15 protein-coding genes are annotated in these 19,312 nt (G+C 28.3%); 7 read left to right on the forward strand and 8 right to left on the reverse strand.

Annotated features, from left to right (window positions below):
- Positions 1–10 precede the first annotated feature (10 nt).
- The gene (locus P3X86_RS07020) at positions 11–238 is read left to right on the forward strand and encodes a hypothetical protein (RefSeq protein ID WP_483291951.1); all 228 of its coding nucleotides are present in this window, start codon (positions 11–13) and stop codon (positions 236–238) included.
- 236 nt (positions 239–474) lie between these two features.
- Here P3X86_RS07020 and P3X86_RS07025 read toward each other — a convergent pair whose 3' ends face one another.
- The gene (locus P3X86_RS07025) at positions 475–1,758 is read right to left on the reverse strand and encodes an L-cysteine desulfidase family protein (RefSeq protein ID WP_483291952.1); all 1,284 of its coding nucleotides are present in this window, start codon (positions 1,756–1,758) and stop codon (positions 475–477) included.
- Positions 1,759–1,976: 218 nt separating this feature from the next.
- Here P3X86_RS07025 and glsA point away from each other — a divergent pair, with 218 nt between their 5' ends.
- The 3 genes from glsA (at position 1,977) to P3X86_RS07040 (ending at position 7,238) form a co-directional block, all read left to right on the forward strand.
- The gene (gene glsA / locus P3X86_RS07030) at positions 1,977–2,891 is read left to right on the forward strand and encodes a glutaminase A (protein ID WP_483291953.1); all 915 of its coding nucleotides are present in this window, start codon (positions 1,977–1,979) and stop codon (positions 2,889–2,891) included.
- Between the two features lie 81 nt (positions 2,892–2,972).
- Positions 2,973–5,021 (forward strand): transglutaminase domain-containing protein, encoded by a 2,049-nt coding sequence (locus P3X86_RS07035; protein WP_483291954.1) that lies wholly within the window; start codon positions 2,973–2,975, stop codon positions 5,019–5,021.
- Between the two features lie 177 nt (positions 5,022–5,198).
- A complete protein-coding gene (locus P3X86_RS07040) occupies positions 5,199–7,238 on the forward strand; it encodes a transglutaminase domain-containing protein (RefSeq protein ID WP_483291955.1) in 2,040 nt (679 codons plus the stop codon).
- Between the two features lie 27 nt (positions 7,239–7,265).
- On the opposite strand, the gene P3X86_RS07045 is transcribed toward P3X86_RS07040, so the two are convergent.
- Positions 7,266–7,397 (reverse strand): hypothetical protein, encoded by a 132-nt coding sequence (locus P3X86_RS07045; protein WP_483291956.1) that lies wholly within the window; start codon positions 7,395–7,397, stop codon positions 7,266–7,268.
- 185 nt (positions 7,398–7,582) lie between these two features.
- Here P3X86_RS07045 and P3X86_RS07050 point away from each other — a divergent pair, with 185 nt between their 5' ends.
- From P3X86_RS07050 to P3X86_RS07060, 3 genes are all read left to right on the forward strand, one after another.
- On the forward strand, positions 7,583–8,464 hold the full coding sequence (locus P3X86_RS07050) for a hypothetical protein (RefSeq protein ID WP_483291957.1): 882 nt from the start codon (positions 7,583–7,585) through the stop codon (positions 8,462–8,464).
- Positions 8,465–9,131: 667 nt separating this feature from the next.
- The gene (locus tag P3X86_RS07055) at positions 9,132–10,424 is read left to right on the forward strand and encodes a radical SAM protein (RefSeq protein WP_483291958.1); all 1,293 of its coding nucleotides are present in this window, start codon (positions 9,132–9,134) and stop codon (positions 10,422–10,424) included.
- A gap of 35 nt (positions 10,425–10,459) precedes the next feature.
- The gene (locus tag P3X86_RS07060; RefSeq protein ID WP_483291959.1) at positions 10,460–12,121 is read left to right on the forward strand and encodes an ABC transporter ATP-binding protein; all 1,662 of its coding nucleotides are present in this window, start codon (positions 10,460–10,462) and stop codon (positions 12,119–12,121) included.
- A 90-nt stretch (positions 12,122–12,211) separates the two neighbouring features.
- Here the strand turns inward: P3X86_RS07060 and P3X86_RS07065 are convergent, their stop codons facing one another.
- The 6 genes from P3X86_RS07065 to P3X86_RS07090 all read right to left on the reverse strand — a co-directional run bounded on the left by P3X86_RS07065 (position 12,212) and on the right by P3X86_RS07090 (position 19,154).
- Positions 12,212–12,556: a hypothetical protein gene (locus P3X86_RS07065; protein ID WP_483291960.1), complete on the reverse strand. Its 345-nt coding sequence runs from the start codon at positions 12,554–12,556 to the stop codon at positions 12,212–12,214.
- The gene (locus tag P3X86_RS07070) at positions 12,556–13,743 is read right to left on the reverse strand and encodes a DUF1576 domain-containing protein (RefSeq protein ID WP_483291961.1); all 1,188 of its coding nucleotides are present in this window, start codon (positions 13,741–13,743) and stop codon (positions 12,556–12,558) included. Before P3X86_RS07070 ends, P3X86_RS07065 begins: the two co-directional genes overlap by 1 nt.
- 188 nt (positions 13,744–13,931) lie before the next feature.
- Positions 13,932–14,699, reverse strand: coding sequence for a class I SAM-dependent methyltransferase (locus P3X86_RS07075; RefSeq protein ID WP_483291962.1), 768 nt, complete (start codon positions 14,697–14,699; stop codon positions 13,932–13,934).
- A gap of 94 nt (positions 14,700–14,793) precedes the next feature.
- Positions 14,794–16,038 (reverse strand): nucleotide sugar dehydrogenase, encoded by a 1,245-nt coding sequence (locus P3X86_RS07080; RefSeq protein WP_483291963.1) that lies wholly within the window; start codon positions 16,036–16,038, stop codon positions 14,794–14,796.
- A 32-nt stretch (positions 16,039–16,070) separates the two neighbouring features.
- Complete coding sequence (locus tag P3X86_RS07085) at positions 16,071–17,771, reverse strand: glycosyltransferase family protein (RefSeq protein ID WP_483291964.1); 1,701 nt, start codon at positions 17,769–17,771, stop codon at positions 16,071–16,073.
- Positions 17,772–17,930: 159 nt separating this feature from the next.
- Positions 17,931–19,154, reverse strand: a complete 1,224-nt coding sequence (locus P3X86_RS07090) for an MFS transporter (protein WP_483291965.1) — start codon at positions 19,152–19,154, stop codon at positions 17,931–17,933.
- Between the last annotated feature and the right edge of the window lie 158 nt (positions 19,155–19,312).

Here is a 19,312-nt window from a genome sequence, read left to right on the forward strand (position 1 = left end):
GGGTATTAAAATGAAAGATGTATATGCGAAATTTAAAGTATCAAGTTTTATTATGTTTTTAATTTCTGTCTTTTTCCTATTTAAAGGTTACGGTAAAATGAATGGTCACGATATGAATTATGCAATAGCATTATTTGTTTTAGCTACGTTTTTTTTAATTCTTGGAATTGGTTTAATAAAAATTGGATATTTGCATGAAATAGCCATTAACACTGATAAAAATAAGCAAAATTCATAGCAATAATTGCATACTTAAAAGGTATATAAATTAATCAAATATTTTAACTATGATATTTAAATTGAGTCATGCTTTGAGTATGGCTCAAAACTTTTTTAGAGGCAGATTATTAAAAACAATTAAAAAGCTTAACCAATAAAACTATGTATAACCACAATGCTCACATAGATAATCTAAAAATATATAACAAAATGACCATTAAATTAATGGTCATTTCGTGCTAGTATCATCATTTCCTATTTATTAATCATAATATCAAGTATCATCTCGTCCGTATGCATCATACCCTCTGAACCAATTTTTGCTATGTTTTTAATTGTTTCTTCTACATCTTCGTGTATAATACCATCTTTTCTTGATATTTCAATATCATTTATGGCTAAAAGTGCAGATTGTATAGCAGCACTTACACCAGTTGAAACCTTTAGAGCACATCCTGTTTTAGCACCATCACATATCATGCCTGTTATATTTCCTATCATGTTTTTAAGAGCATAAACTATGTTCTTGAATTTTCCACCCATCAGATATGTTATACCGCAACTTGCCCCTGCTGATGCTACTACACAACCGCATAACGCTGAAAGTCTACCTAGATGTGTCTTGATATATATCGCTATCAAATTTGCTAAAGCTAATGCCCTTATTAACTCTTCTTCACTGTTCTTGTTCTTCTCTGCTACTGCTAAAACTGGTAACATAACTGTAATCCCTTGGTTACCACTACCTGAGTTACTCATAACACTCATCATGCATCCATCCATTCTAGCATCAGATGCAGCTGCAGTAAGTGCCATAGCATAATTTTGCATGTCATCAGATAATATCCCCTTTTGTATACTATCAAATAATGTCTTCCCTACGCTTAATCCGTACCCATTTTTTAAGCCTTCTTCTGCTATTTTTTTATTTAACATAGCTCCTTCTAGTAGTGGCTCTATTTCTTTTATATCCACACTTTGAACAAAATCATATATCTTTTCCATATTCATATTGTATCGTTTATTATCAGTTTTCTTTACTTTTTCATCCTTATCTTGTATCTTTTCAAATAATACTTTATCATTTAGCTTTTCTAGTACAATATTTGAATGATTATCTTTTATTATTACTTTAGATATATTATTTTTGCTATAACAAACTGCTTCTACATAGAGTTTAATATCTGTATTCTTTATTTTAACTTTAATTAATCCCTTAGATATCATTTCTTTTGCTTTATCAATATCTTGCTCGGTTGTATCTTTTAGTACCTCTAAAACTGCTTCAGCCTTACCCCCAATTCCACCTAAAGCTGCTGCTATATCTAGTCCTGTAGAACCTGTTCCTGGTATTCCAACACCCATACCATTTTTATATATATTAGGACTAACATATACTTCTAATTTTTCCAACTCTCCAAGTATCTCTCTTGCTTTTGCAGATGCCAACGCTACAGCGATCGGCTCAGTACAGCCTAGTGCAGGTACTACTTCTTTTTTCAATATATCGACAAAATTATTACAACTACAACAGTCCATCGAAATCACTCCCTTTACAGATTTATATATTCCCTTGTCTTTATTTTATTAAAATTGCAAATTTATTCTTGTTAAAAATTAATATAGCCACCATTATTATATTTTACAATATACCCTTAGTCAATCTAATGTCATTTTTTTAATAATTGTTGTCAATTTAACTTTATTATTGTATTATTATTTTGTACTAAAAATCATAATTGCAAAGGATGAAAAAAATGAGAGAATTACTGCATTCATTAATAGAAAAGAATAAATATTGGACTCAATATGGAAACGTTGCCACATATATACCAGAACTATCTAATAGTAACCCTGATGCTCTAGGCATATGTACAATGGACATTGATGGAAAAATATACTGTGAAGGTGATTATAATACAAAATTCACAATACAAAGCATTTCTAAGGTTGCCTCATTTATGTGCGCGTTAAAAGATAATGATATAAATAAGTTATATAGCAAAATAAGCTGTGCGCCTACATCGGATGGCTTTAATTCTATTGTAAACTTAGAAACAAAAAACTCCCACAAACCACTCAATCCTATGATCAATTCTGGAGCTATAGCTACTATTTCAATGGTATATGGCTTAACTGCTAATGATAAGTTTAACAGAATACACGAATTCATAAAAGAAGTAACTGGCAACAATAATTTGAAGATAAACTATAACGTATACCAATCCGAGAAAAATACAGGTGATAGAAACAGAGCATTGGCTTATTTCATGAAAAGTACTGGTATAATTAATGAAGATGTTGAAGATATATTAGATGTATATTTTAAGTTATGTTCTTTGGAAGTAACCTGTAAAGACATTGCTCATATGAGCTTAGTTTTAGCAAGCGATGGAATATTACCAAACAAAAAAAGACTTTTAAGCAAACATATATGTAAGACCGTTAAAGCTATAATGACTACTTGTGGTATGTATGATGGCTCAGGTGATTTTGCTGTAAGTGTTGGTATTCCTGCTAAAAGTGGTGTAGGAGGAGGTATAGCTGCAGTTGTGCCTAAAAAGATGGGAATTGGAGTCTTTGGTCCTGCATTGGACAAGAAAGGAAATAGTATTGGTGGTATAAAGCTTCTAGAGGATTTATCTGAAAGGTTAGACCTTAGTATATTTTAAAATGAATTAATATTGCAATTGGATACTATGCATAGTACAATTAACATACACTTCTAATATAATCCAAAGGAGGAAATACAAATGAAGAAAATAGTATCACTTTTGTGTATTATTGTATTATTGATTTCAAATGTTGCAGTTTTTGCTACCGTTGATACAAATGTTACTCAAAAGCAAGATTTAAAAGAAGAAGTAAATAAAAGACTTAAATACTATCAATCTATTACTCATGACACTACAATCTATAGCTTAAGTTTTAATAGTATGGGTGAAGCTGAACAAGAGGTAATTACTCAAGGAAAAGTAATGACTCCCTCATATTCTGATATAGTTTACTGTGAGCAAGCTATATCAAAAAAAATTGATGAAGTTGTCATAAAAATAAACTCATTTTGTAAAACCCAAGATGAAAAAAATCTTATTTATGCAAAGATACTAGAAAATTTTCCATTTAAAACTGCATATAAATACTCTAAAGAGCCTACTGTACTCAATATAAATGGAAAAGATCTACATACTACATTGAAAAATATAGATAGTGCTTTTATATTTACGAAAGGACAAATTGAAAAACAGCGTGAACTTATAAAGGTATTTAAGAATGATTTACCATCTAAAGAAAATATTTTTACAATTGCTCAAGTTATAAAGGATAAAAATTTACCTAAGAAGTTTCAAAAAGATTTTCAAAGACCTTTGACTATAGGAGAATATTGTGAACTATTATATGAAATAACTAAATCACAAATAAAAATAGATAACTATACTATAAGAGAAAAAAGCATCAAGAAAACACATCCTGCTTATGTAAAACTAGCTTATATATTAGGTTACATTGATACATACAGTGATTTAGATAAAACTTTAACAAGAGAAGAAATGGCTAACATTGTTGCTCCTACTAGACAATTCTCCAGTAGAGCAACTTCTATGGATTTTGAGACTATAAATCCTCTATACCTTGATGCTGTAGGAAATAGTGGAATGAAATTGATTGGTACTAATTTTAGACCGAAAGAATTTTATAAATTAGAAGATGCTATAGTTGATGTTAAAGGTTACTCGTTGTTTAATTTTAAAGTAAGAGGTTTATTATCACTAAGAGATTTACCAAGTCATTATTTTATACTAGATGGTAATACAATCACTTTACATAAAATGAAAAACTTTGACTATGCTGTTGAAAAATACACTAAAAAGCTAGCTAATAATATATCTATAAATTTATCTACACACATGCTTGACTACGGTCCATTTTGTGTTGATGTTGATAGTAAAAACAAAAAAATCACTTTTACTGTAAAAGAAGGCTGTTCTACGATTAGCTTGAGTGTAGATTGGCGAAAATACAATTTTTATTTTACTGACAATCATATAAAAAACAAGTATGAAATAAGAGCTATACCTAAAAACAATCAGATTGACAAATTCGTAAAAGGCGATAAAGCTAATCAAGAAGTAAAACTTATAGCTAAAAATATTATAAGTAAAATAATACAGCCTAACATGAATCAAACTCAAAAAATAAAAGCTATACATGACTACGTAGCTAAAAATCTTACTTACAGTGGAGATCCTTCATTTGTAACTACTGATGTTGCTTTAGCTGGATTCAAAACTGGCAAAGGTGTATGTACAAATTATGCTACTATGTTCCACTATTTATGTCAAGAAGCTAATATTCAAAGTAGAGTTTTATCTTACTACGATACCTTTGTTGGTCCTCACACATGGAATGTAGTATATGTAAACAACAAATGGTATCATGTAGACGTAACATGTGATGACGCAAAAAACAAAATAACATATAAATACTTTATGAAGACCTCAGAAGAGTTTATGCCTACGCATGGGTGGGAAGCTTTTGGAAATATAGTAATTACAAATTATAAGGATATTGATCCTATGAATATTAAATCAACTATAGAATTGAGATTGTTTCTTACTGAATATGTTAATTCGCGCGAATACGCAGACTCTGATATAGATTTTAAACTTGCAGACCCAAGTATAGATACAAATTTACGTTTCTTAGTTCTAACACGTGGTGGCACTGGTCGCAAATTTAGTCTTTCTTATAATAAAAAAACTAAAGTATATACATTAATTGATAATTTTAAGAAGAATTAAAATCATAACTTTTTTAAAAATGTTAAATAGTCTTAACAAATTCATTATAGATAAACAATCAGACATTTTGCTATGTTTAGCGTAGCAAAATGTCTTTTTTATAAAAATTATTGCAATTATATGCAGAGTAATAATAGAATTATATAGTTAATAATTATATTTTGAAAGGAGTTAAAAATGAAAAAAACAATATTAATATTATGTATATTATTACTTTTAAACAGCATCACAATGGTTTATGGCTCAAATCAACCTTCAATTGAAAGCATTGATTTAAGAAAAAAAATCATAGTTGATTTTGCTTATAACTCCAATGTACATCCAATTTTCAGTGATTTTCTTGATAATCATTCAATTAAAGAAGTAGAGCAAGCTAGAATTGATCTTAGTAATATATTAATAAAAAAAATTAATGATATTAATCAGGAAATAAACAACTTTTGTAATAATGAGTATGAAAAAAACATGATTAAAAACCATATTATTAATAACTTTCCTTATTCAGAAATCGCAAATGCTTATTTTAGATCTTTTGATAAATCAAAATCTAACAAAGAATCTGCAGTAAATAGTCTCCTCGATTTATTACTTGAGCAAGCAAAAAATAATATTACAAGATATTTAAACGTATTTAAGCATGATAAACCTTCTTCTAAGCACAAAGCGACAATAGGTAAATACATATTTGAAAAGACAATTTCCCAAAAGTTCCAAAAAAATTTTCAAAGGAATATTACGGTTGGTGAATATATAGAATTATACTATGAAATTCATAAATTAAGTGAATTGAATGCGCTGGATGATGTATTTTATAAGTTTGCCATTAATGAACCAAGCATAAAAACTTCTCATCCAAATCATATAAAGTTTGCATATATATTTGGCTTAATTAATAAATATAGCGATTTGAATAAGACTCTGACTAGAGAGCAAATGGCTCACATTATTGCGCCTATAGTAAAAGCAAATAAGACTTGCCAATCAATAGATTTTGAAAGTATAAATCCTAAATATTTAGACGATGTTGGTAATAGCAACATGCATTTAATAAACAATTGCTTTAAACCAAAAGAATCTTATAAACTAGAAGATGCTATTGTCGATATTAAAAATCAAAAATTTCACTGTTATAATGCTTATCTAAGAGGTATTTTCCCTCGTGCACTTTTTTATCTTTTCAATAAAGATCTTTATATTATAAAGGATAATACTATAACTATTGATTGTGGACATAAATATAATAACTATAATGAATCAATTGATATGTTTATGAAATTAGGTAATTTAGATATAAGAAAAATAAACACTAGCACTACAACTATTGATTACGGCCCATTTTACGTGGATATTTATAAAGAATATAAAAAGATTAAAATTACAATGAAAGAAAATGCAAAAATAGATTTTACTGTAGATTATTATACTCTAGGAAATTCATTAAGAAGTAGTTTTGAAGTTAAACTGCTTCCAAAAAGTAAAAAAAATATAATCGCTTACGGCGACTCTACAAAATTAGTATTAAAACAAAAAATAAAAACACTTATAAGCCAACTATCTAATAAAAAGATACCTCAAAAAGAAAAGCTAAAAACAATAAATGACTATATTGCAAACAAACTAGTTTATGATGATTGTAATGAATATAAAGGTGTTTATAGTCTTACTTATAAAACAGCTCTAGAGTCTTTAAATAATAAGGTATGTTCAAGCAATGGTTACAGTACTCTTCTTAGTTTTTTATGTGATGAAATTGGTATTCCAAATAAAATCATTCACGCTTATGACGAAAATTCGGGCTTGTATCACTATTGGAACGTTGTATATATTGATAATAAATGGCTTAACATCGATGTAACACTGGATGATAAGGACAAAAAAATTGACCATAGCTATTTTCTAAAGTCTACTTTTGAATTGATGTCTACCCATGACTGGAGAGTGTTCGGTAATATCACAATAGATAACTACCCTAATATTGACCAAATGAATATAAAGTCAACTATTGAGTTTAGGTTATTTATGACAGATGGTCTTTCTAAACGTCCAAATTTAAACTTAGCATTTAAACTAGCAAATAAAGATGTAGACCTTGATCTGAAATTTCTTGAGGTAGGCTTGTCAAAAGCTACAAATCATAAATACAAATATTCTGTTATTTATGATGAAAAAAGTGATACTTATATGTTATCTACGAAAATTAAAAATTCTTTATACTAAATGCTGGTAGGTTTAGGTATAAAATATCTAAACAATACTTAAACCTAATAGCTTTTTATCCTTCAATCTTATTTTTACTATTTCTTTTATTACATTACCTATTGTAAAAACAAAATACCCCTCTATCTCTATAAATCTTACTACCAAAACTCTTTTCATTCCCAATATACACTTCCTTTATTATTATATTTCTAACTCTCATTAGTATAATAGAAAATCTAAAATAATCTCAAAAACTTAAATGTTAAATTTTTGTAATTTTTGTATTTTTTTCTAGGTTAAATTCAAACTGTGTGCTATAATAGTTAAAAGTGATATATTTTACATATTTTAGGAGGATTGTTGTGAAAAAATTATTCATTCTACTTTTAATAATTAATATGATTATAATCGGTTGTAGCTCTGTCAATAGAATTAAAGATACAAATTCTCTTTATCAGACACTTTTTCATGAAGTATACAATAATAAACTGGAGGCTAAAGATATATCAAATATAAAAGTATTATCTATATATAATACTTTTGGTAATATTCATATTGCTAAATCAAATGATAATAACTTAAGAATCACAGTAAAAATGGCACAAACTAAAAACATACGTGATTTAGACAAGAAATTAGAAAGTATTGTTATAATACCTGAATATAAAAACAATATAATGCTTTTAGAACCTTTATATTCTAAAGTAAATCACCAAAATTATTGGCAATGGATTAATGAAAAATTCAATGCAAATGGTATACATTTAGATTTCTTTGTACTTGTTCCTGGTACAGTAAAAGAACTTCGATTATATGGAGAATTAGGCGATATAAATTTAGAAAATATTACAGCAAAAATCCATGCGCAAACAAATATCGGTAATATAACTGGAAAAAGTATTAATCCATTAGATGATACTACATTTTTAACAAATATTAATGATAAAAAAGGTATAGATATTGGTTTTACTACAACAAATAACGCAAATAAAATTACTGTTATAACAAATATCGGTGACATTAATCTACGTATCCCAAATGGAGAAAAAATTGATTATATACAAGTAGATAATAAAGAGAATTATAATTATATTTACGAAATGTTTTCACAGAACCAATTTCTATATTGTAAAAATAAATGTCTACAAAAATATACCCCTATTAACAAAACAGTGAAGAAAACTACAATAATTACAAATACCGATAGTATTTTAGGAAAAATAAATATCAGTAATCATAATTAGTTTAAATTTGAAGTTATAAGTTAGTACAATATAAATTTCTTTGAAATTTTTTCTAAATTAATTCTACATATAATTAAGAAAAAGTTTCCAAAATTATTTGTAACTTATGGATTACAAAAATTTTATAAAAAAGGAGGTAATAGAATGAAAAGATTTGAAGTTTTAGAAAAAGGTATGTTGAATTTTTCTGAGCCTAATTTCTGCGTTTTCGCTAACTGCAGCTCGAAAATCTTCTAATGGAAAGTGAGGACTAATTAATGAGATTTAAAATAATTGAAAAAGGAAATTTGCTTTTTAACGAACCAAATTTTTGTATATTATTTGGTAAGTGTATATGTATAAGGATATTTTGATTTAATATTTACTGCTAACTTATAACTTCTCTAATCAGGAGGTGATATATTGCGTTTTTATATTTTAGAAAAAGGTGTATTATCTTTTAGCGAACCAAACTTTTGTTGGTGGTTTATGAATTGTCCTACAAAGATATTTGATCCTCCAACTAACCCGTAAAAAAATGAACTAGAGCTGTAGCAATAAATACTTATGCCATAGCCTATATGAATAATAAAGGCTATGGCATTATTAGAATAACAACATAGATTTATTCTATCTTTAATCATAGTTAACGTTAACTTAAATTAAAATCTATTTAGGAGGTATTTTTATGATAACATCTAAATACAATGTAGTTGTTCCTATAAATAATCAAAATTTTATTTTTAATTTAGCATCTCAAGCCTTAATTAAAGCAGATGATGATTTAACTGATCTATTAACATCAAATGACAACAAGATGGATTTATCTTTAGAGGAAATTAATGGTCTCAAGGAAAATGGTATTATTGTTGATAGTGCAGAACAAGAAGTAGCTAGATTAAAAAGCAATATAAATTCACTTAAATATGATAGGAGTAGATATGGTATTTTTTTATCAATGACTTCATCCTGTAATCTTAGTTGCACTTACTGTTATCAAGATAAGAGAAAGGATCAAAAAAATACTGAATATTTATCACTGGATAACTGGAAAATTATACTTGAACATTTCAAAAGTGAAATCAAAAAATATAATGTTAAACTATTTGTTGTAAGTTTATTTGGTGGAGAACCTATGTATGATGACAAAATGTGTCAACGTATTATTAAAGATTTGAGAAATCTAGAAAACGAATTTAATGGTATAAGAGTTCAGATGGCTCTTATAACAAATGGAACTCTCTTTACTAAGGATAACATTGATTTTTATTTAAATAATGTTGGTACTATACAAATAACAATTGATGGTCTAAAGGAAATCAATGATAAATTCCGTATTTATCCTGATGGTTCAGGAAGCTTTGATGATATTATTAGAGGGCTGAAACTCATAAATGAATTCCCTAAAAAAGATACATATGAGGCGTGTTTAAGAGTAAATGTTAATGATGCAACGATAAACTATGCCAAAGATTTGATAGATTATATAATTGATAACAACCTTCATAAAAATATAACTACAATTGCTTTCCATGAGATTTTTTCATCCCAAAGCCAAGTTTTCTCGGAAAGTTGCACTAATAAGAATGTTGAACTAGCAAAAAAAATATCTGAACTTAATTTCTATCTAATTAGTAAAGGCATAAGAGTTTTTAAGGAATTGTCAGGTCCTTGTATAGCAAAAATGTCTACAGGTTATGCAATAGATGAAAACTTAAATATATACGGATGTCCTGGTATAATATATAGTCAAATCCACGGAAAATTAGAAAATAATGGAGATATCACTGTGCAAAATAAAGAATGGTATGACTACTATCTAGAAGATTCTAGTTGTATCGATAGCTGTAAGTACGCTCCTATTTGTTATGGAGGATGTACTTGGGCTAAAGGAAACAATGAAAAAGATTGTATGAAAGATATCTACGATGCTACTATTGTGAGAAAATTGCAATCATATATTATGTCAAAATATCTTTAACATGTGGAAATACTATTATTAATAGGGGTGAAGATTTGATAAGGTACCTAAAAGAACAAAAACTTATATGTTTGATAATATCTCTTTTGTCTATAGTTATTGCTGCTTTAGATGTATCAAAAGGTATTATTTTAAAACTTATAGTTGATACTGCAACTAAAACTATCAACTATCACTTTCAAAATATCATATTAATAATACTACTTTTTATAATTTTAAATTTTGTTATTCTTTCTATATTTAAAAAATTAATATATTATTCAATTAGAAAAGTTTCTGTGGAAATTAGAAATGATCTTTTTAAGACTATATTGTTTTGTGATTTTAGAAAAGACAATCTTATTAATAATATGAATATATTATCAATGTGTAATAAAGATATTGAAATATTAGCAGATAAATACTTTTTAAATTTTTTTATGTTAATTAGACTAAGCGTAGTTTTTTTATTGTCAATGATATATTTATCATCAATTAACTTTGTATTATCTATAGTTATATTATGTTCTGGTATCATTAGTGTTGCTTTACCACATTTTTTTGTAAAAAAAAGTGGACAATTAAGAAATGCTTATTCTAAAAATAACAGTATCTTGTTTAATTCTATTAAGGAATTGTTATATGGTTTAAATACTATCCACCTCTTTGGATTAGAAGACAAATATTATTCTAAAAATGAAACAACAAATGAAGATTTTGAAAAATCTAAAGAAAATAGCATTTATTTTGATTGTTTTATTCAAATAATTACTACATGTACAAGCTTCCTTATACTAGCTACTAATGTTGTTTTTGCTGGTTATTTGTCTTTTAAAGGTTATTTTAGCATCGGTACTGTATTATCTGTGATGCAGGTTATGAACTATGTACTCTCTCCTCTTACTCAAGGACCTTTATATTTTGCAGAGATTAAATCGGTGAAACCAATAATCCAAAAAATAAATAACTTTATTATAACCATTAAAGATAACAGCTGTAATGTACAAGAAATTATTAAAGAAATAGAACTTTCAAACCTTTCCTATAAATATTTAGGAAATACAAAAAATTCTATATCAGAAGTTAATATAGTATTCAAAGCAAATAAAAAATATGCAATAATTGGTCCTAGTGGATGTGGTAAATCAACATTAGTTAAAATATTGGCTAAGCTTGCAAATGAATATGTTGGAACAATAAAAGTAAATAGCAAAAATTTGCACAATCTCAATTCTTATGATTGGAGAAATAAAATTTCAACCGTCCAGCAAGAAGTATTTATGTTTGACGATACATTACGATATAATATTACTTTGGGAAAAACCATTTCAGATAATATGTTACTAAAAGTATTAGATGACGTTGAATTATTAGATTTTGTTAATTCTCTACCTTCTGGTTTAGATACTCATATAGGCGACAATGGCAATCTAATATCAGGTGGTGAAAAACAAAGAATAGCCATTGCTAGGGCTTTAGTAAAAGACACTGAAATAATAATTATGGATGAAGCAACCAGTGCTTTAGATTTCTCAAACACAAATAAATTAAATAATCTAATTCTTTCGTTAAACAAAATGATAATTGTAATTACACACAAGTATAGTGCTGAATTTCTTAAAAAATTTGATCATATAATAGTAATGGAGAATGGTGAAGTGCTTGCACAAGGTAATTATGATGATATAATCTGTATGGGTATACCTTATGATTCGTAGAATAAAAAGAGGTATGTAAATAATTGTTGATTTTATTTACCTACCTCTTGTCCTTCTAATGCAAAAACCTTAACATAATTAACTATATTATTATTTATTTTTATACAAAACAATGCTAATATTCTTATCATCTATATCAAGCTTTATCTTATCAACCATCATACTTATAAGAGTAAGCTCTGTATCTACATCACATTCTCCTGCCAACTCCCAGTAGTACTCTTCCATTTCTTCCTGCTTAGGGCAATTTATGCATTTGATTAATTTATCTATTTTTTTCTGATTATTCTCTTTTACATAATTGCTTTTTGCACTAATTTTGTATCTAGTCTTTTCATTTTTTATATTGACCGTTATATCATCTGCTCCTATAGACATGAGGTATGTCGATAACTCATCTACTATTTTAGATATACGTTTTTTTGTGTGTTTCATCAATCATCATCCCTTCTAAATGCTTCTATAACGGGCACTAAAACCGATGCTACAATTCCTGCTGCAAAACCATTATTGTAAAGGTTTAATCCTCCATGTAAAGCTCCTACATTTAATACTACTGATGAATGTACTAAACCTGCTAATATACCAAAACCCCATCCAAACTCACCTGCAATAGGAGCTAACGCTGTTCCAAATAATGCTGCTAGCTGTATATGTGGATCATTTATCTGAAATACTTTTATAAGTGAACCTATAAAAACTCCCATAAGTATCGGTGTAATATTTCTAAAATGCTTACCAAATGCTCCGAATCCTACTACTGTCAATATTCCACTTATTGTTGGCCCGTTTAAGTCTCCTCCTATTAATATAACATAAGATAGCGAAATTAATCCATTAATCCCCATATTTATTAGTGTAGGAGGAAAACCTTCTAGTATTATAAAATCGGTAACCAATCTACCTGGATATCCGATGATACCTTTGATGCCATCTAATGATCTATGGTTCATAATAAACCCTGTTACTATAAATGTTAAAAATACTAAATAAAAAAAACTTCCTAGCAATAAATTATTTCCTGTGGTCCATATCATTTTTGGACTTGGTGTGAAACCAAAAGATTTGAAAAGTGATACGTAGATTGTTCCAACCATACCTGCCGTAAAACCAATGTTATAAAGGTTGAAACCTTGATGTACTCTTATAAGAAAAGCTGCTAATGGAGGGAGTATAAAACCTATACTTATCCCACTAAATATACCGACGATTAATCTCATATTAAAGCTCATTTGAGCTGTAAATATTATCTCTGTTACTAAAGGAGCCATAGCTGTACCAAATAACGCTACATATATATATTTTGAAAACTTCTCTCTTTGCACTTTAGCAAATAAAAATACTCCAAATACTACAAACCAAACATTAAATAGATTTTTCCCAAAAAGTGAAAACCCTGATATTAAAAACAATGCAGCAAATGTAGCACCGTTAAAATTTATTCTTAATCTGCAAAGTAACATTACAAAAATGAGAGTTAATAATCCTGAATTGACAAAAGCTGCTCCTATACCTCCAATGCCAATATAATCTGTTATTAGTGTTCCCGGCTCGAGTATAATCCTGTACATACCATTTATTATGGTCTTAGGATTATCAACAAAGAATCCAAATAATATCATAGATATAGCATAAAAACTAATTATCTTAACCTTAATAGTATTAGTTATATCCTTTTTTATTTTATTCCTTACGAGTCTTATTGAAATACCTCCTTTACTTTAAAATATTTTGTATACACTTATATTACAATAGCACCCAGTATATCGTCAACCAAAATTTATTACAATAAAATATTAGTCTAGTAATGTTATTCTTTTTTGGTCGCTACCAATGTAAACTCTCCTGGTATATTTTTATGTTCATCAAATCTTGGCCCTTCAATCAACTTTTCTACCACAAAACCAACCGACGCAAATGCAGTTATTATCTCTCCCATAGTCCAATACCTCAAAAGACATTTTGGAAATTCTTCATCCCCTTTATTATTTAATATCCTTTCATAAGCTACCTCTCCTTGCTCTAGTTCTGATGAAAAATAATCTCCCCCTAATTCTAACTTTTCTCCCTTAAAGATATTGCGTTCTTTTAAGACTTTTCTGAAAGGATGAAAATCATTTAAAACTAACTTACCTTCTTTTTTTAATAAAGAATATATTTTCTTTGCTACTTTCTCAATATCTGAAAAATAATGCAATATTCCACCCTCTAGATATGCTAAGTCATACTTATTATATGTATTTAATTCTAAAAAATCAGAAACTATAAAATTTATATCGACATTTGCTTCTCTTGCAACATTCATAGCATATTCTTTGTTATCCTCTGATATGTCAACAATAGTTACATTTGCTCCTAATAAAGCAAGTGGTATAGCTTTCTTGCCACATGAGCCAAGTATGTTAATAATACTCTTTTGATTAACCTCACCTAACAAGTCAATATGTCTACGCAGATAATACTTTGGTCTTTTTGTCATATCTTTAGCAACTGTCTGTGGCTCTCCCAGCTCCTTAATCCAAAACTCCTTTGCTCTATGTGACCATGCTTTTTTATTAGTTTTACTTTGGTTATTCATATAGCATCTCCTCTCTAAAAAAAAATAAACATCCACAACTCCTAATGAAGTTATAGATGTTGAACATATATTGTATCAAAACTATATTAATTATTCAATTAATATTACCTAAATTGTAGTATTTAATATCTTCGTCTTCTATATTTAATGCGTTTCTAGTATCTAAAATCATAGGTGTTCTCATTTTACTTGCCAATCTTTTATAATCCATTTCTCTAAACTGATTGTGAGCTGTTAGTATTAATATTAAATCCGAATCCTCTACTATACTATCTATAACCGACTCCTCATAGTATCTTATTAAAGGATCGTATACCTGCACTTGGTATCCTATCTTCTCAAGAATTCTAACTATCTTTAATGCTGGACTTTCTCTTATATCATCAATATTTTCTTTATACGTCAATCCAAATACTGATATCTTTGGTTTCTTGATTTGACTTAATAGTTTTTTTACTTTATCTACTATGAAATAAGGCATACTATTGTTGATCTTTCTTGCTGTTGCTATTAGTTTGCTTTCTGATTTGCATTTCTCTATTATAAAATAAGGGTCTACGGCTAAGCAATGTCCTCCTACTCCTGGACCCGGCTTTAATATATCTACTCTTGGATGTTTATTAGCATATTCTATTACTTTTAAACCATCAATTCCAAGCTTATTGCAAATCTTAATCAATTCGTTAGCAATAGCAATATTTATATCTCTAAACGTATTCTCATAAAGCTTTGCCATTTCTGCAGTTTTGGAATCTGTTAATATAATCTCACCTTTTACAAATTTATTATAGATACTTGCTGTTTTTCGGTTACAGTTATCTGTGCAACCTCCTATTATTCTACTATTGAATATAATCTCATGCATAATATTCCCCGGTAACACTCTTTCAGGACAATGCGACAAAAACACATCTTTTCCAACTTTAAATCCTTTTTCCTCTATTATTGGTTTTATTATATTCTCAGTTGTTGTAGGTGGCACAGTTGATTCAACTATTATCAAATCACCTTTTTTGAGATATTGACATACCTCTTTTACTGATTTTATCACATGGCTTAAATCGCATTTTCCGTCATTATCTATTGGAGTAGGAACACATATCATAAATACATCTGCGGTACTTAGATTGTTTCTTATTGATATTTTATTTTTATATATAAGATCTCCAAAATGCTTTTCTAGATTTGGTTCTTTTATATGAATGAGCCCTTGATCTAGCATTTTCACAACTTTTTTGTTTTTATCAACACCAAATACTTTAAACCCATTTAATGCTAGTGTTATAAGTGTTGGCAAACCAATATAACCTAAGCCGACAACACAAATTTCATTCAACATAATCACATCCTTAATTATAAAAACCGCTTATATTATACCGATACATATTTTTGTGGAGATATTACTCTTTTTAGCTTCTTGCAATTCTTAAGATAATCAGAATCACTTATCTTCCAAGTATGCTTTGATACATCACCATTTCTATATACTATATAGTTGTATTTATCAGCTGAATATAGCTTAAAGCCATGTCTTATGCAATCCTTTAAAAACACAGTATCCTCTCCTGTAGATTTATCTATAAATTTAATTTTATCAAATACCTGTTTCTTTACTATCATAGCTGAACCAGATAAAAAATCTGTATATTTATGCTCATTGTCAGGGAACCTTATAGCAAATGTCTTACTTTTAGTCATATAAGTGTAATATGACATTTTACCCACTATATCTGCACTAGTATAAGTGAATGCATTCATCAAATCTCCGATAAAATGGGCACCGTAAAAATTATCGTCATCAAATTTTGATACATAGTTATATTTAACTTTACTAATCGCATAATTTAAACATGCACCTAGAGTCTTGCTTTCATCTAGCTTAAATATCCTTACATTTTTATACATCTGAGCTTTCTTGAAACATTCATCTATATTAAGACTATTTTTGTTTAGTATTATTATCAATTCTTTATTGTTATACCTTTGCCTATTATAATTTCTCAATATATAATCTAATTGTTTATCTTTATTTGTACAGGTTATTATTGATACTCCTGACCTTTCTTCATCTGTATATTTAATTTTTATTGTATCTAATATATATTTTAATCTATGCTTGTAAGTATGTTTATCAAATACCTGTCTAATTCCTCTGAGTGCAATTCTATCTCTTGTCTCTTTGTTAGATAATAAAATTTTATAATATCTAGCCGCTTCATCTTTACTTTCAGCTATTTTGACAATATCTTTAAACACTTTTTGCATCCCTATTGATTTATTACTTACAGCACAAGTTCCACATGCTAAAAATTCATATATTCTTCTTGAAAACATAGTTGGACTGTCTACTACTGTATTAACATTTAAAAAAATATTATATTTCTTATAAAGCTTAACAATCTCTTTATATGGCTGTCTAGGTTTTAGAAAACCTTTATACATCTGAGGAAATTTAAAGTTTATATTATTCCAGTGTGAATTTCTGTCGTATATATCAATTTTATATCTCATAGCAGGAACTAATAAGTTATGGAGAGCCAATTTTCTTTCTTGGTGTTGTCTTGCATACCAAGACCCTGCAAAGGCAATTTTACCTTTTTTCTTGCAGTCTCTATTGATTGGATTGTGAATTTTAGGCTGTGCTGCAAAAGGCAATGGATATATTTTATTATGTTTTAGATGCTCTTTATACATAGATATACAGTTTGAATCTGATGTAAACACATAATTAAAGTATTTTGCTGCTCCTAAAAATTTATGGAAATGAGCAGGGTCTTCTTTGTTCCAAAATACAGTAGGTATTTTTCTAGCTCTACACCAATTCACTACACTTCTTAAGACAGTATTTCTGCGCTTGTGAAGATTTATTATGCTATTTTGCCATGTACGTCCGTTTCCTTCCCAAGCTGATTCTACAAATAATAAATCTATATCGTCTTTTATTGCTTCTAGATCTTGCTTCCATGTCTTTCTTCTGATTAATTTCAAATTACACTCATATTTAAAACAGTTATAACTAAACTCATCAACTATTGTTGCTACGGTTATATCTTTAATGTTTTTTATACTCAACGTCATGCATCCCCTTTAACTCATAATGATAAAATAAACTAATCTTCTATACTATAGTATGAGTCAAAGTGTGTATTGGTTTAGTTTTAATTAAAAAAAGCTAGAAATATCTGTTTAAGACGTTTCTAGCTTTTTTAAACTCACTATTTTTATCCTGAATCATGTGGATGATTTAGGTTTATATGCATTTTTCTTTTTAAACGTTCTTATAAGTGTCAGTACTATAAAATTCACTGCTAAAAATACTGGTATCAAATATAATATAAACTTCGTTCCATAATCAACTGATACTTTCATTCCTAACATAGGGGCTACTATCCAACCTGCACTACCTACTAAACCTTGAAATCCAAATAGCTCTCCTCTTCGTTCTGGTATTGTATTCTCTGCTGTTATAGATGTGACTATTGGCTCTATTCCACCTATTAAGAAAAAAAGCAATCCATATAACACAAAGAACATATTAAGTGAATCAGATTTTGTGAGAAAATATGAAGTAACTATTGCAAAAACCAATAGTATTGTAACAATCTTTAGTTTATTGTATTTGTCCCCTAATCTACTGATAAAAATACCTGAAGCTGCAGATGTAAGTCCAACTATTGCATTGACAGTTCCTGTGTGTTCAGCTGCTCCTACTTTAGTTTTTAAAATTCCTTGTATATATAGCGCTACATATGGTGAGAATACTGTTCTCGTAAGTCTGTGAAAAAATAGAACAACTAGCATTGCTATTACTAGTTTTGTAAAAATTGATTTTCTATTTTTATCTTTATTTTTGCTCTTCTGTTTTTTAGCTTGTTTTTCTATGTCAGTTTTATCTTCAACTACTAAAAACAATACTATTAAAAAGCCTATTAACATTACTCCAGAGCCTAGAAAAAAACTAAATCTATATCCAAAATACTCAGCGAATTTACCTCCTAGAAATGGACCTATAGTATAGCCAATAAACGTTGATGATGATATGATCCCCAACGCATAAGAAAGCTTGTGTTTTGGCGTTGATGCTGCAACAAACACTGTCGCTGCTGTAACAGTACCAGTAAATAATCCTTGAAACCCTCTGAGTATTACCAATTGCCAAACATTGGTTACTAATCCCATAGCTCCAATAATAAATACAGAACAAATCATAGCTCTAAGTATCATCAACTTTCTTCCATATCTATCTGCTAACCATCCCCATACTGGGGCCATTATAGCCATTGTTATTGCTGGAGCTGTAGCTAATATTCCTGTAAAATACTTGATTTGCTCTTGATCCACAACACCTAATTCTTGAATATAAAATGAAATAAAAGGTAGTCCTAATCCAAAGCTCGTCAAAGAAATAACTTGTGAAATCCATAAAGTATATAAATTTCTTTCCCACCGCTGCATAAAATTCCCCCTATTTCTATACAATTTTTTTACATGATATATAATATCACAGTTAGAGATAAAATGAACGGGAATATTTTGCTTTTTATAAGCTTAAGTTAGAATTAAATTCGTAAATCTATACTATCAGTTAATTTACTCTTAAATGCTTTATAATG

It is taken from the genome of Abyssisolibacter sp. ZYX002 (assembly GCF_056892235.1).